Annotated in this window: 19 protein-coding genes and 2 pseudogenes; 3 read left to right on the top strand and 18 right to left on the bottom strand. The window is 44.2% G+C overall.

Annotation, left to right across the window (positions count from 1 at the left end):
• Window positions 1–179 precede the first annotated feature (179 nt).
• The 4 genes from V6984_RS03180 to dinB form a co-directional block, all read right to left on the bottom strand.
• Window positions 180–440 carry a hypothetical protein gene (locus tag V6984_RS03180; protein WP_342758362.1) on the bottom strand — a complete coding sequence of 87 codons (261 nt, stop codon included), beginning with the start codon at window positions 438–440 and terminating at the stop codon, window positions 180–182.
• A gap of 160 nt (window positions 441–600) precedes the next feature.
• Window positions 601–843, bottom strand: coding sequence for a hypothetical protein (locus tag V6984_RS03175; RefSeq protein WP_342758361.1), 243 nt, complete (start codon window positions 841–843; stop codon window positions 601–603).
• Between the two features lie 8 nt (window positions 844–851).
• A complete protein-coding gene (locus tag V6984_RS03170; protein ID WP_342758360.1) occupies window positions 852–1073 on the bottom strand; it encodes a DNA-binding protein in 222 nt (73 codons plus the stop codon).
• A 17-nt stretch (window positions 1074–1090) separates the two neighbouring features.
• On the bottom strand, window positions 1091–2338 hold the full coding sequence (gene dinB / locus V6984_RS03165) for a DNA polymerase IV (protein WP_342759933.1): 1248 nt from the start codon (window positions 2336–2338) through the stop codon (window positions 1091–1093).
• Between the two features lie 280 nt (window positions 2339–2618).
• Between dinB and V6984_RS03160 the strand changes: the two genes are divergently transcribed.
• The 3 genes from V6984_RS03160 to V6984_RS03150 all read left to right on the top strand — a co-directional run bounded on the left by V6984_RS03160 (window position 2619) and on the right by V6984_RS03150 (window position 4012).
• The gene (locus tag V6984_RS03160) at window positions 2619–3320 is read left to right on the top strand and encodes a LexA family transcriptional regulator (protein ID WP_342758359.1); all 702 of its coding nucleotides are present in this window, start codon (window positions 2619–2621) and stop codon (window positions 3318–3320) included.
• An 88-nt stretch (window positions 3321–3408) separates the two neighbouring features.
• The gene (locus V6984_RS03155) at window positions 3409–3693 is read left to right on the top strand and encodes a helix-turn-helix transcriptional regulator (RefSeq protein ID WP_342758358.1); all 285 of its coding nucleotides are present in this window, start codon (window positions 3409–3411) and stop codon (window positions 3691–3693) included.
• Window positions 3683–4012, top strand: a complete 330-nt coding sequence (locus V6984_RS03150; protein ID WP_342758357.1) for a hypothetical protein — start codon at window positions 3683–3685, stop codon at window positions 4010–4012. Before V6984_RS03155 ends, V6984_RS03150 begins: the two co-directional genes overlap by 11 nt.
• A 105-nt stretch (window positions 4013–4117) precedes the next feature.
• On the opposite strand, the gene V6984_RS03145 is transcribed toward V6984_RS03150, so the two are convergent.
• The 14 genes and pseudogenes from V6984_RS03145 to V6984_RS03075 all read right to left on the bottom strand — a co-directional run bounded on the left by V6984_RS03145 (window position 4118) and on the right by V6984_RS03075 (window position 19799).
• A complete protein-coding gene (locus V6984_RS03145) occupies window positions 4118–5938 on the bottom strand; it encodes a restriction endonuclease PLD domain-containing protein (protein ID WP_342758356.1) in 1821 nt (606 codons plus the stop codon).
• Window positions 5935–6111, bottom strand: coding sequence for a hypothetical protein (locus tag V6984_RS03140; RefSeq protein ID WP_342758355.1), 177 nt, complete (start codon window positions 6109–6111; stop codon window positions 5935–5937). Before V6984_RS03140 ends, V6984_RS03145 begins: the two co-directional genes overlap by 4 nt.
• A gap of 77 nt (window positions 6112–6188) precedes the next feature.
• On the bottom strand, window positions 6189–6503 hold the full coding sequence (locus V6984_RS03135; protein ID WP_342758354.1) for an HIRAN domain-containing protein: 315 nt from the start codon (window positions 6501–6503) through the stop codon (window positions 6189–6191).
• A gap of 247 nt (window positions 6504–6750) precedes the next feature.
• Window positions 6751–7587, bottom strand: coding sequence for an ExeA family protein (locus tag V6984_RS03130; RefSeq protein ID WP_342758353.1), 837 nt, complete (start codon window positions 7585–7587; stop codon window positions 6751–6753).
• Entirely contained in the window at window positions 7559–8173 is a 615-nt protein-coding gene (locus V6984_RS03125; RefSeq protein WP_342758352.1) for a Mu transposase C-terminal domain-containing protein, read from the bottom strand. The genes V6984_RS03130 and V6984_RS03125 overlap by 29 nt, the downstream gene beginning before the upstream one ends.
• A 68-nt stretch (window positions 8174–8241) precedes the next feature.
• Window positions 8242–8630: pseudogene (locus tag V6984_RS22300) on the bottom strand (recombinase family protein); the annotation flags it as partial.
• Window positions 8621–9478: pseudogene (locus V6984_RS03110) on the bottom strand (2-isopropylmalate synthase); the annotation flags it as partial. The pseudogenes V6984_RS03110 and V6984_RS22300, both read right to left, overlap by 10 nt.
• Before the next feature lie 371 nt (window positions 9479–9849).
• On the bottom strand, window positions 9850–10335 hold the full coding sequence (locus V6984_RS03105) for a cytidylate kinase-like family protein (RefSeq protein WP_342758351.1): 486 nt from the start codon (window positions 10333–10335) through the stop codon (window positions 9850–9852).
• 107 nt (window positions 10336–10442) lie between these two features.
• Complete coding sequence (locus V6984_RS03100) at window positions 10443–11039, bottom strand: GtrA family protein (RefSeq protein ID WP_342758350.1); 597 nt, start codon at window positions 11037–11039, stop codon at window positions 10443–10445.
• Between the two features lie 49 nt (window positions 11040–11088).
• On the bottom strand, window positions 11089–13482 hold the full coding sequence (locus tag V6984_RS03095) for a glycoside hydrolase family 2 TIM barrel-domain containing protein (RefSeq protein WP_342758349.1): 2394 nt from the start codon (window positions 13480–13482) through the stop codon (window positions 11089–11091).
• A gap of 11 nt (window positions 13483–13493) precedes the next feature.
• Window positions 13494–14027: a hypothetical protein gene (locus V6984_RS03090; protein ID WP_342758348.1), complete on the bottom strand. Its 534-nt coding sequence runs from the start codon at window positions 14025–14027 to the stop codon at window positions 13494–13496.
• Between the two features lie 28 nt (window positions 14028–14055).
• Entirely contained in the window at window positions 14056–14460 is a 405-nt protein-coding gene (locus V6984_RS03085; RefSeq protein ID WP_342758347.1) for a hypothetical protein, read from the bottom strand.
• Window position 14461: 1 nt separating this feature from the next.
• A complete protein-coding gene (locus V6984_RS03080) occupies window positions 14462–17377 on the bottom strand; it encodes a glycoside hydrolase family 3 protein (protein ID WP_342758346.1) in 2916 nt (971 codons plus the stop codon).
• 10 nt (window positions 17378–17387) lie between these two features.
• Window positions 17388–19799, bottom strand: coding sequence for a glycoside hydrolase family 3 C-terminal domain-containing protein (locus V6984_RS03075; protein ID WP_342758345.1), 2412 nt, complete (start codon window positions 19797–19799; stop codon window positions 17388–17390).
• Window positions 19800–19893: the final 94 nt, after the last annotated feature.

The following is a 19893-nucleotide window of genomic DNA, read 5'->3' as shown; positions in this document are numbered from 1 at the left end:
ATAAGACCGGTAGCTAATAATATATGCCACCTGGCGTTATCTCCGTTTTGTCGGCTCCTGATAGTTCTCTGCTAAATCCAGCTCTTTAACAAACTCTTGGTAATCAGTGCCGACCCTGATGGTTCCAGCCAAATCCGACGGTTCTTCTGATTCCTCATTCTATTCGATTGTATTCTTGCTTAATAATTTGCTGCTCGCTTCATCGGTTGCATCTGCTTACAGCCCTTGGTCTTCTGGACGCTTACCTTGACCTGTCCTACCTGACCATTCCCTCTGCGATTCTCCAGCACCATCACTCTCTCGTTATCCACAAGGGCAACAATTTCTCGGTTGCATTTTCCGCAGGTTATCTCAATATTACACTCTCCCTGACATTTCATCAGAACTCTGCCACACACCGGGCAGCTTACAAATCTCTTATCTTTTCTATCTATCATCATCAAAATCCTCCTGTTGACTGTAATTACTCAACGGTAAAGGGAAAGGAAAACCATTGATGACTGTTAAATGACGAATGAGTTCCGATGTGCCGAAGTCCGCACCACTCGTCCTTTGTACTTCTCGCTGACCTTTTTTCCTGACTAACTCCATTCCTTAGAATTATCGCCCCTCCACAAACCACATATTGTTATCCTCATAATACAGATGACTTTCCTTGCCATCTATGATGCAGGTATACCTCATCCCCACACCACCTGCCTTCAAACTGGCAGCTCTGCATATATGCTTGACACGCTGTATCTCATACCGGTGTCCGTCCGTCCAGATAAAGCTCCGTGGTAATAACCGGCCATCCTTAGTAAACGTAGCATCTACGTCCACATAAACCTTACATGATTCCATACTGCCTCCTATACCACTGTAATCGTCCTTGGGCTTTCCGTAAGTTTTCTAATCTTACCTAGACTCTCCAATTTTTTTAATCTACCATGTACGGTTGATGTCGAACGAACTCCAGTCATTGCGCATAATTCTCTCACTGTTGGAGAATACCCTTTCTGCGCTATATACAAGGAAATTACATTATACATTTCTTTATCCTTATCCGTCATAATCTGTCCTCTATTTGCCATGCACCAAACCTCCATTCTTATCCGAAATAGCCATGAGGGTGAACCGTATGCTCTGCTTTCGCATCCACAGAGGACAGCATCTTATCAAAATACATAATCCCACGCTGCACACTGTAAAAGCCAAACCGGCGACGGATATCATCCACCGCCGTATCCACCTTCATCTGCTTTTCTCTAAATTCTACACTTGAGAACAAATCTATCTGCTCCCAATAATTATCATTTACAAGGTCGGCTCCTCTCACACCTACGCTTCGAATCGGTTTCTGCCAGTTGTAATTCTCCTGAAATAACCGGAATGCTTCCTCCGCTATCTCTCTCGTCACATTGGTAGCATGGTCGATTTTCCTCTGTCTGGTAAATGAAAACAACTCATTATCCCGGACACTGATTTCTACCACTCGGCATTTAAAACCATTTTCCCGCAGCCTTGCAGCTACACTCTCTGCTAATATCGTAAGAACAATCTTCACATCCTGCTCATTCACCAAGTCCCTCGGTGTTGTGGTACTGTTGCCGATGGATTTAATAGGAGCATGCGCATCCTCATACTTTACCGGTGAATCATCGTAACCGTTTGCAAAAGCCCACAGAATATCTCCCATCTTGCCAAGTTGCGAATGCAAAATCTTTTCATCCGTCCTTGCCAAATCTCCGATACTTCTGATGCCTAATTTCTGCAACTTCGCTGATGTACTTCGCCCCACATAAAGCAAATCGGATGCAGGCAGTACCCACGCTTTCTGTCGGAATTCATCCCGATACATCGTCGTTATCGCATCCGGCTTTTTGTAATCGGAACCAAGCTTAGCATATATCTTATTAAATGACACACCAATACTTACCGTGATTCCAAGTTCTGACTTCATGCGATTACTGATTTCCTGAGCAATCCGATATCCATCTCCCTTTAGGCTCACGCTGTCTGTTACATCCAGCCAGCTTTCATCAATCCCATAGGCTTCCTGTAAGTCGGTATACTCTCCGTAAATCTCATGCGCCATTTTGGAAAACCGAAGATATAAGTCCATTCTTGGTGAGATAAAATTGATTTCCGGACAAACCTGTTTTGCCTGCCAGAGTGCCATGCCTGTCTTCACACCGCATTTCTTGGCAATGTAGTCAGCTGTCAAAACAATTCCATGTCTTGCTTCGGGGTCTCCTCCTACTGCCAAAGGCTTCCCGGCTAACTCCGGATGATGCAGATGCTCAATGGCCGCATAACAACAATTGATATCTGAATGCAAAATCGTTCTGTCCTTCATCCCTTCCACCTCCTCCATATCGGTCTCGTTTTCTCCGTGGCACGGTATCGAAGCGTCCTCGCAAGATATATCATAAATCAAACTCCAATTGAAATCAACGGCAAAATTTTTGCCAATTCAATTTATTATTGATTTTCTCTTGAAAAATATTTTTCTTTCGTATATCATTTGATTATGAACAGTGCAAGGCACTTTGTGAGGTAAGTGTGAAAATAAATTTTCACGCGCAAATTTGTATCTGCGCTCCAAATTTGCAGATACAGGAAAGGCATATACTATTATGGAAAAGAAAATCGGCGTTACACTCGCCACATACAGAAAAGCTAAGAAAATGTCACAGATAGACGTATCAGAGAAACTCCGCTTCTACGGAATCAATGTATCGAATGCGGCTGTCAGCGCATGGGAAAAGGATATCAGCTATCCGAATGCGCAACAATTCCTTGCTTTGTGCAAGATACTTGGCATCACTGATATCTATAATGAATTCATTGGTTTTAATCCGGATGACCCATTAGCAAAGCTGAATGAGGAAGGAAAAGCAAAAGCTTTAGAATACATCGGACTGCTCCTGCTCTCTGAACAGTTCCAAAAGCAGGAAGCTACCATTATTCCTTTCCGCAGACCTATCAAATGGTCCACCTTGGCAGCATCTGCCGGTACCGGTGAATTTCTGGATGATGAAAACTTTGAAATCATTGAAGTGGGCAAAGAAGTTCCCGAAGAAGCCGACTTCGGACTGGCACTCAACGGTGACAGTATGGAGCCTCGCTATCATGATAATCAGGCTGTATGGGTACAGCAGACAAATTCCTTAAGCAGTGGCGAAATCGGTATCTTCTACCTCGACGGTATGACCTACTGCAAGCAGCTTAAGGATGATAAGGACGGAGTATACCTCATATCCCTTAATAGCAAATATGAACCTATTAAGGTTACTGACGAAAGCTCCTTTAAGATTTTTGGTCGGGTTCTGAATTAAGACCGTATTATTGGACACATAAAATTATAGAATTAGACCATAGGCTGGGGCAGCCCGGCTACCACATTTTTGTGAATGGAGTGATTCGATGGAAGTAAAAGATACAGGATACTGCAAGACCAAACATGGAATGCAGTCATACCCTAATAATTTATTACAGTTCCGCCAGCAGGCTAACATTTCACAAGACAAACTGGCAGAAGCTGTAGACTGTAGCCGGAGAACTATCGGCTATATTGAAAGAGGTACACATGACCCTTCCGTGCAGATGGCGTATAGAATAGCAAATTATTTTAAGGTTGCTCTACCACTTATTTTTCCGGATAAAAACGAAAAAAAAGATGAAGAGAAAGGAGGCCGTCATGGAACGTAATTATCAAATCATAGCTGTCGACTTTGACGGCACCTTATGCTTTAGTAAGTGGCCCGATTGCGGCGAACCCAATCAGGCACTTATCAATTATCTCAAGAAATGGAAATCCGATGGCAACAAGCTCATCCTCTGGACCTGTCGCATCGGCGAAGCTCTGTCGAATGCTGTCGCTTGGTGTCAGGAGCACGGTCTGGAATTCGATGCTGTCAACGACAACCTTCCGGAAATTGTAGAATACTATGGCAGTAACAGTCGGAAGATTACCTGCGACTGGTATATTGATGACCGGTCTCTACAGCTGGAAAGTTTCAATGCATAATTTTTTGAAAATTTCATATCATTGCATCTCATCCAACCTCATGATATTCTTGAGCTATACAAGGAGAAAAAGCTTCGCCCCACAATTTGGGGCAAAGCTCCTTGCCTAGAATATACTTTTCTTAAATTTTGTACCAAAGAATTCACACGCCATGTCCAAATCCATCACCAAACTTCTAGATGCCACCTTGGCATTCAACTTCGGAGGTAATTCATCACAAATATATCTCAGCTCATATGTATTTGCTCCCTCCGGATAGGTATATATCAGCTTGTTTTTCTTCCTATCAATCGTGAATTGCTTCTTCTCATTCTCCCAGGCATTGATAATCTTTGCTATAGCATTTCTACCTACCACCTTTTCTCCAAAATAATCAGTATAGCTTAGCACTGCAAAGTAATCCGGTTTTTCGTCAGAAGCAAACTCGTCAATAATATCCACCAATACTTCCGACGATATCGCAAAAATATCCGGCAAATAATCTACATTTCCCAGTTTCATATGTTCTACCATATCTGCAATCTTGGGAAGCATCCTGCGCACATATTCACAGTAAAAACTATTGGTAATATTACGCATGCTTTCGTTTATTTTTTTGGAATTCTTAATACCGGCTTCTTTATCAATCTTTGCATTGATTCTACATCCAATCGCCCTCTTAGATATCGGTGCCTCTAAAGAAGGTAATCTATTTGTAGTAATAGCTACCGCCGGATAATTGATAAAATGGTCTCTGATACCCCATTCATCATCCTTAATAATCTTATCTGCATGACTGCGGAACTGCGTTTTATCAAGGTCATCAATATTCAATGGAACTCCTTCACAGCCTCTCTTCAATGCCTCTATATTTGATGCCGTAAAATCAGCTGTGGAATTTAATGGTATCCTCGCATTACACATCAGCTTCGACAGCATTTTAAGAAACGTCGATTTGCCTCCGTTTGATTCTCCGTAAATCACACCCACCACCGGGAACAACGTGACCTCGTAGCTGTTTTTAAATGCCACGTATCTTAAGTATGGCATAAATAAGCTCGCAAAATACCAATTCATAAAAGCATAATAATCCTTCTGCGCTTGCTCCACATCTCCATAAAACGTATTCAAACTACTCAGATAACTCAGCAGAAAACCAATATCCTTCTTTACTTGCTCCGGTTCCGGATTCAGATTGCATTCCTTACCGTTAAAACTCAACTTCTCCATATCATAATCAATATGCAGTTTTGGCAGTTTCTTTTGTTTCTCCTTCTTCTCTGCCAGATGCTCCTTATGCGTTCTCTTGAATTTCTGTATATGCTCCGATGTCAAAATCAACTTACCATCTGACTTCTTAGGCTTCGGTAACATCGGCTTCAACTCAGCCTCCAAACCTTTTACGCTAACTATCAGCTCCGTCTCATCCGATTCCTCTTCATCCTTTTCAATGATAAGTATTTCCCGCTTCTCAATCGTCTTGACAATCGGTATTTCCTCTGGATGTTCTTCAAGGTATCCATCATCTTCCATAGTACGCATCATAACCGTCTGATTCACATTATCAGAGCAGACTTCCTTAAAAGAATCGAATCGGTTCTTATACCACTTATATGCCTCTGCATCGTCGTAGTAGGTAATATTCTCTCTCTGAATTCCGCAGAAAGCAGACGCTGACATATTTGCACTTCCAGTTACAACTCTTGTCCTGCCATCCTTGGCTCGCAGACAGAACACTTTTTCATGTGATTTTATATCTCTCGACACATACAACCGCAATTCCTCTGCTTCCATTCTCTCACACATCTGCAAAGCAGACTTGTTCTGTGTGATTTTCTCAATAAGCGTCCGTTCAACTGCCATAATGGCAGCCATCGTATCATCCACTAATCCTTCACAGCCAAAGATAACTTCTGCATACTCAAAGCGGTTTAAAAGTTGCATCATAAACTGAATACCTGATGAAAAGTAATAGCATATATTTCATCATATCCCTCGAATAAATCCTGCCAACTAACAGACTGTGCTTCAACAAACTGCGACTTTACCACCTGCAACCGTTTGGTCACATCAAACTCCACTCCAGTCTCTTCCATGTCGAATAAACTCATTTGCTCCATATAGATCAACCTCCTTTAAACGCCACTAAGCCCAGAGGATATTCTCCCCTGAGCAAATGGCAAAATTATTATATTTTTTATTCTTCTACATGAGTATCCGAAATCTTTACTTCACACAACACACCGCCCAGCAATTTGTATTTCACGATGCCAACTGCCTCATCACCAATTTTGTCATACAGCCTGCCTGCACTCATGCTTTCTCCCATTACTGTATAAGGACTATTTGCCACATATCCAATCAACCCCAATCCTTCAAGCTCGACTTTGATAGCCTCCTTATCCACTTCATTATCTGGTTCTTTCACAAGCTTCACTTCCATGCCTGCTTCCATAAATTCGTTGCCATAATGATGTTTCATTCCGGCGATTGTAAAAAACATTTTCTCCATGCTGTTACCTCCTTCGCATAGCTGATTTCAAATAAAAAGGAACCAAGATTAAGGCTGTCTTCCTTTATCTTGATTCCAGTATAATTTTTTATATGTCCGATAAAACGGACTTGTCCTTCATGGTCAATACTAAATTTCGCAATCTAATATTGTTAAAAATCTCATGAGCTGTCACAGTTTTGCTCTCACTCACTGTCACAAACTCGTTCCTCTTTCTGTCACTGTTTCCGGGGCTTTCGCCCCGGTTTTACTCTATTCCACCTACCATCTCGTGGTCGGCAACAAACCTTACCATGTGTTCGTCTATCAGCCGTTTCTGTTGCTGGTATGCATACATCAGTGTCTTCTCACTGATTCGGTTGATCATTCTCGGAATCCCCGCAGATACCTTGAAGATTGCATCCTCGGCTCCACTGGTAAACACATCCTGTTTCACCCCTGCGTATGCCATATGTACTGCGATATATTTCCCTGTTTCTGCCCTATCCAGACGATTTAACACGATATTCATATCGATTCTCTGGCGGATTGCGGCGTAGCTCTGCAATCTTAACTTCTGATCCCACAGTTCCGTCTGTCCCACCAAAATCAGGCTCATCGGGCTGGCAGAATCAAACCGGTAGTTCAGCAGGAACCGGAATTCCTCCAGTGTTTCTTTTCCAAGCAGATGTGCCTCATCCAGCACACATACTACCCGTTTTTTCTGCACACTTCTGACATTCTCAATCTCCTTCTGAAGCTGCCTCTTGGAATCTCCTCTGTAAAAATGCGATTCCAGTCCCATCTGATCCAGAAGACCTGCATACAGCCATCTTGGTGTCAGCTTTGAATCTGACAGATACAAAAGCATGTACTTATCCTTTGGAAGCCTTCCTTCAAACATCCGGATCAGTGTGGATTTCCCACACCCCGGGTCTGCCGTAACCACTGCAAACAGCTGTCTGTCTGCTGCATAGGTCAGTCTTCCGATTGCATCCTCTATCTGCGGTGATACATACAGCCTGTCCGTTGGTACATCTCTGGAAAAAGGAGTGTTCATCATCTCAAAGTATGCTTCATACATTCTGACCGCCTGCCTTTCCATAATCACCAAAGGAAAGGGCATTCGCCATCAGCTGATGATCCTCTTTATATTTCTTTTCCAGTGCATCCAGAAACCTTGATGTCTCCGGCACCCTGTCTGTCATTCCAACCGGTAACACCGGCTTCCTGTCACAAAACGCTTCGATTCTTACACGGTGTGCCATGACTGGCTCCATATCCCGGTACAACACTTTTATTGTTTCCGTATTCATCGGGTCATATGCGATTTCCACCTCTGCATTTGCCAGTGCTACACTGGCCTCGTATTTGATGTCCCCAAAAGAAAAACATCCTGCGTTATCCAGTTTTCTGCTTTCATGATGGAGAAATGCTTCACTTACTACTGTCGTATCCAGAAACACCAGCCCCCTGGTATCCCTTGTAAACTCCTGTAAGGGCGATATCCCTTCCGAAGGCACCTTTACTCCGTGGGAGTCATAATACTCCTTTATCCCGTCATGGGCTTCTTTCTGGTAGTCCTGCTCCAGAAAATATTTCCATTTCTGGTTTAACTCCTCTAAAGAATGCACCTGTGCTATCCGTATCTCTGCAATGAACTGGTCTACCTTCTGGTGAAATTTTTCCACCTTGCCCTTGGACTGACAAGCCCTTGGTTTCGCATGAAGCACCCGGATTCCCATCCTTGCAAGAGCCGTATGTCTTTAACAATGATCGTGGATATGTTCCCCTCAAGAACCTCTTCGATCATTGCCTTAAAGCCTTTACGGTCAAAGGTGGTACCGCTGATTCCATCATCGGTGAAATGACGGACGGGATCGAAGCCGTGCTTTTTAGCGTAGTCCTCTAAAAGCTGCTTCTGATTAGTGATACTGTTGCTCTCGCCCTGCAATTCATCATCCCTTGAAAGGCGTTCATACAGGGCTGTGTACTGGTGTTTACTCATATGAGCCTCCTTTCTTTTTCAAGGTGATATTATTATTGTCCTACCCAAACGTAACCGTTCGGATCAGTCACCACATAGGATGAATGCATCTGTAAAAGGTTCGGTTTTATGAAAAATCGTGTCTTACCTGAACCAGATCCACATTACCGGTACGTTCGCCATTGCCGAACAAAGTACCTTCCACACGATCTGCTCCGGCCAGTACGCCGAACTCCGCATCGCTGATACCGCAGCCTCTGTCGTTATGGGGGTGTACGCTGAGTACTACATTATCACGATATTTCAAATGCTTGTGCATATATTCTACCTGACAGGCAAATACATGGGGCATTGCCACCTGTACGGTGGTGGGCAGATTGATGATTGCCTTACAGTCAGCAGTGGGCTTCCATACATCCAGTACTGCATTGCAGACTTCCAATGCATAATCCACCTCCGTCTGGGAAAAGCTCTCCGGGCTGTACTCAAAGGTGAAGTTACCTTCGGTCTCCTCTGCCAGATTCTTTAACATCCGGGCACCGTCTACTGCCAGCTTCTTGATGGCTTCCTTATCCTTTTTAAATACCTGTTCTCTCTGTTCTACGGAAGTAGAATTATACAGATGGATCACTGCGTGGGGCGCACCCTTGACTGCTTCGAAGGTCTTGCGGATGATATGCTCTCTTGCCTGCGTCAATACCTGAATGGTCACATCCTCCGGGATCATGTCGCGCTCGATCAATGCACGGATAAAATTGTACTCCGTATCGGAGGAAGCGGGAAAACCAACCTCGATCTCCTTGAAACCGATCTTTACCAACATCTTGAAGAATTCCAGCTTATCTTCCAGACTCATGGGATCGATCAATGCCTGGTTGCCGTCTCTTAAGTCAACGCTGCACCAGATAGGGGGCTTGGTAATACTGTCCTTTTTTACCCAGTCGTAGGTCACCTCGGGGGGCATAAAATAAGTTTTCTGATATTTTGCTGCAATGTCTGCGCTGTTCATGGAAATCCTCCTGCCGTATGATTACTTTTTATTTTCAAAACCTGCTGTTTTTACTATTTTCACTTATCTGATTGCATTATCTTAACACTCATAATTTCTGTAGGCAAGTTATGTTCTTATCATGTTAATTGATGTATTTTAATCTAACATTTATGTCACATTCTCCGAAATCCATTAAAATATACGTTTTCTGCCTTATCTGTTGGTTTTTATCATTTGATTAAAAATTTTTATTTTATCTACTGTTTTTAGCTGTATTAAAAAATATTATTTTCACTTACTCTTTTTTCATTCTTGATTAATTTTATCGTTACACTCGAAATGTTTTTCACAGAAAAACAGATGTCCGTTACAGACATCTGTTTGAATGATTAGATGATTTCCACTCTCTCGAAATACCGGATCAGAATATCCGCGCAGTTCTCGATTCCCAGCTTCGTGGTATCCAGGATCATGTGATAGTTATTCACATCTCCCCATACCTTTCCGGTATTTTCGTAGTAATAATCAGCGCGCTCCGCGTCATTTTTCTCGAGCATGGCTTTCGCATCCTCATGAGAAAGCTTCTCTTTTTTCATAATACGTGCAATGCGGTCTTCCTTATCCGCACACACATACACATTAAACACATTCGGCTGATCCTTCAGGATCTCAGATGCACAGCGTCCCAGAATGATACAAGGCTGTTTTGCAAGTCCCTTTATGACTTCTGCTTCCGTCGCATAGCTGTCGCCGTCCAGTTCGTGCTCTATGTATGCCTTATCATATACCGGCACTCCCAGTTTCTTTGACAGTTCCTGCGCGATCAGACTGGCTCCCGTTCCGAATCTTCTGCTGATCGTAATTACAAGGTTCATAACAAAGTCCTCCTTTGTCTCTTGCATTCCTCCCCGGTAAAGTTCCGATAAGAAGGTATTCTCATTTTATGCTATAAACCTTTTCTTTGCAAGAGGGAACCTTTGCATCAGGCAGTCTTTTCTCCGCCTTTGTCCTCACGAAATATTATTTTCAAAATCGGATAATACACCCAGAAAGAAATAATGCAGTTAATGATCATTGTGATCAGATCTGCAATCGTCTCTCCCTTTTTACCCATGTTCCAGGTATGAATGAACAGTGTGTAAATAGGTTCCTTATACCAGCCCTGTAATGCTGCAGCACTTAGCGTAATAATTATATAGGCGATTACGTACCACATTGCCGCTTTATACACATTGCCTTTGGATTTAAAGGTAACATTCCTTTGTAAGAAAAAGTTGATCACCTGTGCAATCGCCATAGTGATCTGCACTGCCAGAAAATAGGCAAGTCCTCCGCCTCCGCCGGCATCCAGTGTGCCCGCTGCGTAATTGAAAATATAATATGTAGATCCGTCTGCTTCCCGGTCCACCGGCCACAACTGAAAATTAATATCCGTCAAACCGGTATGTGCAAATATTCCTTTAAAAACAGGCATCAATATCATCTGCAACACCGTTACTCCGTTACTGATGATAAAAAACTTCAGGAATTCCATGATATTTTTATGGTCTTCGGCGAAATTACGCCATTTTTCTTTCATTAAGTCATCACCTCTGTCTTGCTCGTATACACCTCATCCTTCTGTTCTTTTATCCCGATATGACCGGTACCTGTATTTCCTGTTCCAGACTTCCGTCATTCGCTCTGGCGACGATCGTGTCGGCCTGCTGCGCCTGTATGATTGCAAGTGCCTCTCCGTAATAGGAATCCGCATAACTGTTAAGATATCCTTCGGGATTACAAGGGCAGGCATTGCCAAATCCGAGGAGTTTTCCTCCTGTCACCGAGATCTGCATACGATGATGTTCCATCGGTTTTAAAATCCCCTTTTCATCTGTGTATCGCAGTCTCACATAGAGAAGTTCCCCCGGTCTTACTGTGCTCTTTTCCGGAATCATTAGCAGGCAGGTAGTTGCTCCGGCTGTAATCAGTTCGCAGCAGCCTGCTTCCTCTCCGGCCTCATCATAGACAATAGCTTTCAGGCATCCGTTTTCATAAGGAACGGTGAATCGGATCCTGCAATCCTTTTTCCTTTTCTTTTTTGCTATCTTCCTGCCATTTAAAAACAATGCCGCCGCGGACTCTCTCGTGTATACTTCCACTTCCGCACGTTTCCCTTCGCATCCGCGGAAGGACCAGGATTCCATGGCATCCGTCATCTTCCAGGCGGAAGGAGAATGCTTTCCAGTCTGGTATACCGGCCGCACTGCCAAAAACGGTCCTTTTTCCTGTTCATACACCACCTTTGTATACAATGCTTCTCCCAAAGGCTTTCCGGTGATATCGATTCTTCCGCTTCCCGCTGTAAGCCAATGGCTTTTCGGTGCATTCTTCGGTGCATAATCCTCATATTCCCAGGCTCCGACTCCGGTCTCGCCGATGTAATCCATTCCGGCCCATACGAAATCTCCCAGTATTCTTGGATGTTTTTCCGCAATTTCATAAAACTTCGCAGCGTCCCTGCAAAATGTTTCCGTTCCCAAAATCAGTCTTTTCGGATATTTTTTCAAATCATGCCGATATCGCAAAATCCCGTAATTATATCCCGCAATATCCATATTTTCATAGGCATCTCTTGTCTTTACGTCACAGCCGTGCAGACACGCCCCCATTTTCATGAAGGTATCTCCCACCATTCCTGCCAGACGGTTATAGAATTCACTGCCTACCGCTTTCTTTTTGGGAGATGTGTCTTCTGCTTTTTTATCACTGTACACACCAAATCCCATAGAACTCAGCAAATTGAAGAAAATATTGACACCGCAGGTTACCGGCCTCGTACGATCCAGGCGGTGCAGATAGGCTGTCATATCCTTCGTCAGCTCTATCCCTTTTTCCTGTGCCGTTTCCGCCACTTCGTTTCCGGTGGAATACATCACAACACAGGGGTGGTTATAGTCTTTGTTCACCATGTCCAGCAGATCTTTTTCCCACTGGTTTTCCATATACAACGCATAGTCATAACGTGTTTTATGGATATACCACATGTCAGTATATTCATCCAGCACCAGCATTCCCAGTCTGTCACAGGCATCCAGCAATGCTTTGGAACAGGGATTATGTGCAGACCTGATCGCATTATATCCGGTCTCTTTCAAAAGTCTTACTTTACGTTCCTCGGCATCCGGATAACAGCAGGCTCCGAGAAGACCGTTATCATGATGAATGCAGGCTCCCTTAAGAATCGTTCTTACGCCGTTTATGCAGAAACCTTTCTCTGCATCCCAGCTAAGTTCACGGATTCCAAAGGTTCCTGTGCTGACATCTGCCCCGGCGGTAATGCGATATCGATACAGGTACGGATTCTCCGCACTCCACAATCTTGCATTTTCTACCTTGATTAACAAAGCTACGTTTCCGCATTCATCCGAATCTTTGCTTTCCGTGATAAAATATACTTCGTCATCCTGCAGCCCGTGTCCTATTTCCAGGGTGATCCTACACGGTGCCTGCGCGTATATTTCGAATTTCACAAATGCCGGTGACGTTTTCACAGTTGTGATCCTGATGTTTTCCGGCTCGACAGCACTCTTTTCTCCCACATATAACCATGCCGGTCTGTATATGCCGGCTCCGGAGTACCACCTGCTGTTCGGCTGGTCGGAATTTTTCACATAGACTTCTATGGTGTTTTCTTTTCCGTACTGTAACCGGTCATCCAACGATAGTAGGAACTGCATGTATCCATTTGGGCGGCAGTAAATCTGTTCTCCGTTCAACCGGATATCCGCATTACGATAAATGCCCTCAAACTCGATCAGAATATGTTTTTCCCTCCAGTTTTCGGGCACCCAAAAAGATTTGCAGTATAAATAGTCGTTTCCTTCAAAATATCCGGTATTTTGTGCTCCCGGGCTGTTCTCTGTCCGCTTCTCATGAAGCATGGCATCGTGGGGCAGGGTGATTTTTTCCCTGCCCGGATGCTCTGCCCGATTCGTCAGCACCTCATATTCCCAGTCCGCATTAAAATCGATTTTCTTCATCTAAGATACCCTTACTGCCAGGAGCCCCAGCCGAGATCTACATCATTTAATACTTTGAAAGTACCGCTTGCCATATTGTCATTGCTGGTTCTGTTCAGCTCGATCTGGAAGAACTCGTCACCGGTCTTGTCCATGTACTCGTCGATTGCTTCCTGTGTAATAGACATTACGGTTTCAGTGGTAGCTTCGTCATTCTGTCCATGCTGCAGATACTGCATGAAGGAAGAATACGGGGTGAAGTTACAATCCAGTGTATATCCGTTTACACTTACGACCTGTCCCTCATCAATACGCAGAGACGGTGCTGCATCCGTATAAGGTTTTACGCCTACAATGTGGAATTTGGTCTCGGAATCCACCATGAGATACCAGGTTACACCGTTTGCATCGGTATTTCCTCCGTCTTCGTTTTCATAGATGTAGTTGCCCTGAATAGAATAAGTAACATCCTCTTTGTTTCCGCCACTCTTGCTTCCGCAGCCTGCCATTGCCACTACCATGATTCCTGCCAGTAATGTTGCTAAAAATCTCTTCGTTTTTCTCATCGTTTTGTTCTCCTTTTTGAATTTATCATTATTGTTTTGAAAAAACCGCAATACTTTCCGTAACTACCGCTGCCAAATAACAGATACAGCCCACGATCAGCGTGCTCTGGATTCCATATCCGATATCGGAGATCCCTGCTGCCGCATATCCGATGCTGTCCGCCTGAGATGACACGAACATCAACATGCAGTACAGGGAAAACGCGGCAGATATTATGGATAAAAATCCGTCTGCATAAAACAGGAAACAGGAGGTTGCTGCAAGCAGCGCTGCTATAATGGCAATCACCGTCAATACAATACTCACTTCTCCGTTTGTATTTCCTGTTGTGACAATATACATCACTAATCCGACGACAATTCCGACAATCGCAATGATGGAGCAGATCAGGCCTTTCTTACTTTGTTTGATACCGATTTTAATCTTTTCCATATTATTTCACCTCCTTCTGACGCGTTTTCTTGCCGATCAACTGCATTGCGACTGCTCCTGCCAGCAATACTGCAATTACAATTGTTATAATGATCATTGTGATCTGATACCAGGTCATTTGGTTGGCTACAACGGTATCACTGCTTAAGTTGTTTGTAAGAGAAGTATTGGCAAACAGATACAGATTTCTGTGACAAGCCTCTCTCACGGCTGTGAATAATGTTGCATCGCTGCTGATCTTCTCAGGAGTCAGGGAACCGGAACCGCTGATATAAGCCTTCGTCATGGTATCGAATTCTGTCAGTCCGGCAACTACTGCGAACGCTCCGCTGCTGTTTTTCTCTTCGGAGGAATCCGATATGATCGCTCCCTTGAATCCCCATTCATCCTGTACGATATTGCGAAGCAGGCTTTCCAGTGCAGAAGCCGGCATACAACCCATGTGGTTCTTACCGCACATCGCATCCAGTGCTTTTCCTGCTGCCATAGGTCCTTCAAATGCTCTCAGATAGATCTCACGTATTGCCTGTTCATTGGCAAAGGTTGCTACCTCGCCTCTATTTACTTCCTGATCGTTTAATACAAAATGCTTAGGTCCGCAGCTCAGACCATATTCGATGGAGCCTTCACTCATTTCTTTTGCGAAGTAATAAGCGATCACACCGTCTTCACTGAAATACTCTGCATTTCTTCCGCAAAAAGGTGTTCTGTGCGTATCACATCCGGGACCCCATACACACTGATATCCGGTCCACAGTCCGTCATTTCCGTACATTTTGCCGATCTCAAGTGCCAGTTCATGATTGTAGGTGCTTGCCCACATCGGCTCTGTGGGATACATGGTTGCAGATACGGCATATTCGATCTTATCTGTTTCGTAACTTCCTACGATTCCCAGAGGTCCGTCAAACTGCAGATACTCAGGCATATTGATAGAGCTGATTGTTCCACTGTTGGCAAGACCGACAATTCTTGTCATCTCATCCAGTGTCAGCTGATTCAATGCATCTTCCCAGATAGGATCATCATAATCTTTTCCGTATAACTCATAGAAATTCACATTTGTTGCGGTTGATGCGTAGTTGACGCCTTCCTTTACGTTAGACAGATCATTATCAGTGGTCTCTACAGAATAAGAAGATCCGTCTGACAGCAGCTGCTGCATCTGATCGGTTGCGCTTAAGCTGATCGGGCCGCTCCAGGTTCCGCTCCAGTCACTTCTGGATAAGTAGGTCACTAAATCTTCACCATAGTAATTCAGATCTACGCTCTCCAGCTGATTGGTGATTTCTGCTCCTGTATAAGAAGAAGTTGAACAGGTCTGTGCATCCACTTCTCCGCTTCCGGTATACTCATAGGTAACTGCCTTCTGTGCATCTCCTTCGGCATCCATTCCGTCTGCTGTCGTATATCCTTTTGCTGCCAGAATATTATTGGCAGCTTCATGCGATCCATTACCGATTGCGAAATAATAGGTTCCGTAATCCAAAATGTAAGTTCCCGCTCCGGTATAATCATAGCTTGCGAGATGATCCATATTGACTGTGATTGTAACGGTCTCTTCACCGGTTCCAGCCGCAAGTGTCTGTGTCTTGCCGTAGCCAACCAGCTGTACAGATGCTTTTTCCACCTTATTTTCCTTATCATATTCGGTATAAGGTGTCTGTGCATAAAGTTCTACGACACTTTTTCCGTCGTAATCTCCGATGTTCTTTACATCAACGGTTACCGTAACAGTTCTGTTCTCCGTATCCCAGGATACATCTGTGATTTTCTGTGTAAACTCTGTATAGGAAAGTCCGTATCCGAATGGATATACGATTTCCTGCTGATAGTTCCAGTCGCCTTCACTGTTCACAGCACCTGCCGCAGACACTGCATTTCCCTGTCCCATGACTGCATCTTCATATCTTGTCTCGTAGTATTTATAACCTACATAAATACCTTCCTGATATACCACATAGGTATGATCGTAATTGCTGAAGCTGAAGTCACCGTAATTCTGTGACGCAGGAGAAGAGAAATTGCTGTATGCATAAGTATCTACCAGATGTCCGGAAGGAGATGTCTCACCGGTAATGACATTTGCCACGCCGTACAAACCATACACACCGGTACCACCTACCTGCAGAATCGCATCAATCTCAGGATCATCCTTCAATTCGCCGATTTCCATTACGTTATCACTGTTGATGATAACGATGACTTTATCCGAGCATTTCTTAGCTTCCTCGATCACTGCTCTTTCTTTTTCCTGAAGCTGCAGTGCATAGTGTGTGCCGTCACCGTCAAGAATTGCCGCAGGATCGGTAGGTGCATCATGTCCCTCTCCGAAGTTTCTGGAGATTACCACAAATGCCGCATCACTGTATTCCGAATAACTTGCCTTTACATCGGAAGGATAGGAAGCCGGATCGATTTCACCAATCTTGATCTGCTCTGAAGATCTTCTCTTGCCTTCCTCGCTGCTGGTGTAATAATTCCAAAGAGTCTCATTGATGGAGACGCCTACGGAATCAAATACGGTCTTCAAATCATCATCTCCTGATATTTTTCCGCCGCCGGCAGACAATCCCACTACAAAGTCGGTACTGTTTCTTCCAAAGAGACTGATCTTATCCGTCTTGTTGATAGGAAGTGCATCATTTTCATTCTTTAATAATACACAGCCCTCTTCTCCGATCTGTATACACAGATCCCTTTTTGCTGCCAGCAGGTCTTCAATGCTGGAATAGTCTGACACGAAATTATTATCTCCGTCAGCTCCTGTTACACTTCCTGTCGTGGTTCCCATATATCTGGTAATTGTGTTCTGCCATGTAAAAACAGCATCCGTACCTGCCGCAGATACTGCAAGCAGCAGGCTGAGGCCCAGACTTAATGCTTTCCACACTCCCTTTGCTTCTTTCTTTTTCATAGGTTCCTCCTTATATATTTTGCTTCAGTTCTTTTTCATACGCTTTATTTGCTTTTTGATTTCTGAAGAACTCTTTTACCAATGAACATAAACCGGAACAAAAATGACCGTTTATCATCTTTAGCATACTGTCTACCATTTTCATGGATACCATGCCTTCCGTCATCTTTGCAATCGCCCGAAACGGCATATTATAGCGGAACAGGGTATTTAAGTCAACAGGCTGTCCCTCCTTTTCCGCTCTGTCGATCTTTCTTTTCATACCATGGGCAATCAGCCTTGCCACAGGATTTCTCGCATAAATCATGCTTGATAGCGGATCATTTCTGTTTAGCAGAATTCTTTTTGCAGAATTTCCCTTTTTGTCTTCTTTTTTGAGGCTATTTTGCTTATCCTGCCGCAAGTCCTCGCTTTCTTCCGTCTCTGTCCGGGTTCCTTCCACGAAGACGGAGGATTTCAGGCGAATGTCCTGGCTGCTTGCTCCCACCAGAATCTGATAGGTGCCTTTCTCCGTCTTCCACTTCCCACATCTCTCACAGAAGAAGCGGAAGGTCTTATCGTCAAAAGGAATCGCAACCTCTTTTTCCTCACCCGGAAGCAAGTGTACTTTGTAAAATCCTTTTAATTCCTTCTCCGGTCTCACGATCCGGCTTTCCGGAAGACTTATGTACATCTGAACGATCTCACTTCCTTCTCTTGGTCCCGTGTTTTTTACATATAATCGGATTCCGTTTTCGTCTGTCCTGAGATCTCTGTACGCAAATGTGGTATAGGACAGTCCGTAGCCGAAGGGGTACGACACCGGTATTTGGTTTTTGTCAAAATAGCGATAGCCGACAAAAATTCCTTCTTTATATACCAGATCACGTTCCTTTGCCGGATAATCCGGATAGGACGGCGTATCTTCATAGCTTCTCAGCCAGGTCTCGGTTAATTTTCCGGATGGATTGCATTCACCGGTCAGCAATTTCCACACAGCTCCGGCTCCCGCTTCTCCGGCAAGTCCATCCAGCAAAATTGCCTTACAGTCTCCTTTCCACCAGGTATTTACCATGCTTCCTGTACTGAGCACCGCCACTATATTGGGATTTTTACGAGCTAATTCGTGAAGCAATTGTATCTGGTTCTGTGCGATATTGATATCCTTTCTGTCCTTGCCCTCCGTCTCCAGGGATTCCGCAAGACCCAGAAAATACAATACGATATCCGCCTGCTCGGCCAGCTCCAGCGCTTCTTTTTCCCGCTTTTTATCTTCTTTTCCGTTTCTCTGATAGCCTCTCGCCGCTCCTACGATAGGAAGTCCCATTTTATCGGCAAGGTCGACGATCGTTTCCACCCCGATTGCTCTTACACAGGAGGATCCGGCTCCCTGATACCTCGGTTCAAAAGCAAAATCTCCGATGATCGCTATTTTCCGGTCTTGCTTTAAAGGAAGGATTGCATCCTCATTTTTCAGCAAAACAGCACTTTTCTCCGCTGCTTCCTCCGCTATTTTATGATTCTCGGAATAAACCTTCACCGGATTTTCCAACTGCTGTCTTTTTTCCGCGACCTTCTTTGGTATTGTCAATGCGGCATCCAGCAATTCATCCACGCGCTCATCTATTTGTTCTTCCGTGATCTTTCCGTCCTCAAGAGCCTGCAACAATTCTCTGGCACTGTCCAGTCCACATCCCGGCATCTGAAGAGTAGATCCGCTTTTTACGCCTTCCGTAAAATCGTTTCCGCCGCCCCAGTCTGTCACTACAAATCCGTCAAATCCCCATTCTTTTCTTAAAATCTGCGTTAACAGGAATTCATTTTCATTTGCATAAATGCCGTTTATCTCATTGTATGCTGACATGACCGCCTGTGGGTGACCTTCTTCTACGGCAATTTCAAATCCCGTCAGATACAATTCCCGCAAAGTTTTTTCGTCCAGTTTCGCATTCAGCGCCATACGCCGTTCTTCCTGGCTGTTCACGGCAAAATGTTTTGCGCATGCCCCGACGCCGTTTTTTTGAATTCCTCTTATGGCTGCTGCAGCCATTTTTCCGGATAAGTACGGATCTTCCGAAAAATATTCAAAATTTCTTCCGCACAACGGATTCCTCTTTATATTGAGTCCCGGCGCAAGTAAAACGTGAATGTTTTGCAATACGGCTTCTCTGCCCAAAGCCTCTCCGACTTTTTCCTCCAACTGTTCCTCCCAGCTGTTGGCCAGTGTGGACGGAGACGGGAAACAGGTTGCCGGAACCGAAGGATTCAGTCCTAGGTGATCTCCCGCGCCTTCCTGCTTTCGCACACCGCTCGGCCCGTCAGAGAAAAAGAGACCGGGAATTCCAAACTGCGGATATTCTCTGGATTCCCATTCATTTTTTCCGGTTAAAAACGCGACCTTTTGCTTTGCTGTCATCTGTTTTATCAGGTCTTCGTGCCGCATTCTCTCTATCCCTCCTTCCGTTTCGGTTTATGAATTACTTTGTGATTATGATTATACATACAAAAAAATCTAAAATATCTGTTTGGCACAAATG

The organism is Kineothrix sp. IPX-CK (genome assembly GCF_039134705.1).
Taxonomy (GTDB): domain Bacteria; phylum Bacillota; class Clostridia; order Lachnospirales; family Lachnospiraceae; genus Kineothrix; species Kineothrix sedimenti.
This window is presented reverse-complemented; position numbering and strand designations above follow the sequence as displayed.

What these genes read in the sequence shown, in the direction of transcription:
- V6984_RS03160 (WP_342758359.1), top strand. Translation starts at nt 2,619, where the DNA reads ATGGAAAAGAAAATCGGCGTTACACTCGCCACATACAGAAAAGCTAAG.
- V6984_RS03150 (WP_342758357.1), top strand. Translation starts at nt 3,683, where the DNA reads ATGGAACGTAATTATCAAATCATAGCTGTCGACTTTGACGGCACCTTA.
- V6984_RS03100 (WP_342758350.1), bottom strand. Translation starts at nt 11,039, where the DNA reads ATGAAAGAAAAATGGCGTAATTTCGCCGAAGACCATAAAAATATCATG.
- V6984_RS03130 (WP_342758353.1), bottom strand. Translation starts at nt 7,587, where the DNA reads ATGGAAAGGCAGGCGGTCAGAATGTATGAAGCATACTTTGAGATGATG.
- V6984_RS03105 (WP_342758351.1), bottom strand. Translation starts at nt 10,335, where the DNA reads ATGAACCTTGTAATTACGATCAGCAGAAGATTCGGAACGGGAGCCAGT.
- V6984_RS03085 (WP_342758347.1), bottom strand. Translation starts at nt 14,460, where the DNA reads ATGGAAAAGATTAAAATCGGTATCAAACAAAGTAAGAAAGGCCTGATC.
- V6984_RS03140 (WP_342758355.1), bottom strand. Translation starts at nt 6,111, where the DNA reads ATGGAGCAAATGAGTTTATTCGACATGGAAGAGACTGGAGTGGAGTTT.
- V6984_RS03080 (WP_342758346.1), bottom strand. Translation starts at nt 17,377, where the DNA reads ATGAAAAAGAAAGAAGCAAAGGGAGTGTGGAAAGCATTAAGTCTGGGC.
- V6984_RS03180 (WP_342758362.1), bottom strand. Translation starts at nt 440, where the DNA reads ATGATGATAGATAGAAAAGATAAGAGATTTGTAAGCTGCCCGGTGTGT.
- V6984_RS03075 (WP_342758345.1), bottom strand. Translation starts at nt 19,799, where the DNA reads ATGCGGCACGAAGACCTGATAAAACAGATGACAGCAAAGCAAAAGGTC.
- V6984_RS03155 (WP_342758358.1), top strand. Translation starts at nt 3,409, where the DNA reads ATGGAAGTAAAAGATACAGGATACTGCAAGACCAAACATGGAATGCAG.
- V6984_RS03175 (WP_342758361.1), bottom strand. Translation starts at nt 843, where the DNA reads ATGGAATCATGTAAGGTTTATGTGGACGTAGATGCTACGTTTACTAAG.
- V6984_RS03170 (WP_342758360.1), bottom strand. Translation starts at nt 1,073, where the DNA reads ATGGCAAATAGAGGACAGATTATGACGGATAAGGATAAAGAAATGTAT.
- V6984_RS03135 (WP_342758354.1), bottom strand. Translation starts at nt 6,503, where the DNA reads ATGGAGAAAATGTTTTTTACAATCGCCGGAATGAAACATCATTATGGC.
- dinB (WP_342759933.1), bottom strand. Translation starts at nt 2,338, where the DNA reads ATGAAGGACAGAACGATTTTGCATTCAGATATCAATTGTTGTTATGCG.
- V6984_RS03095 (WP_342758349.1), bottom strand. Translation starts at nt 13,482, where the DNA reads ATGAAGAAAATCGATTTTAATGCGGACTGGGAATATGAGGTGCTGACG.
- V6984_RS03145 (WP_342758356.1), bottom strand. Translation starts at nt 5,938, where the DNA reads ATGATGCAACTTTTAAACCGCTTTGAGTATGCAGAAGTTATCTTTGGC.
- V6984_RS03090 (WP_342758348.1), bottom strand. Translation starts at nt 14,027, where the DNA reads ATGAGAAAAACGAAGAGATTTTTAGCAACATTACTGGCAGGAATCATG.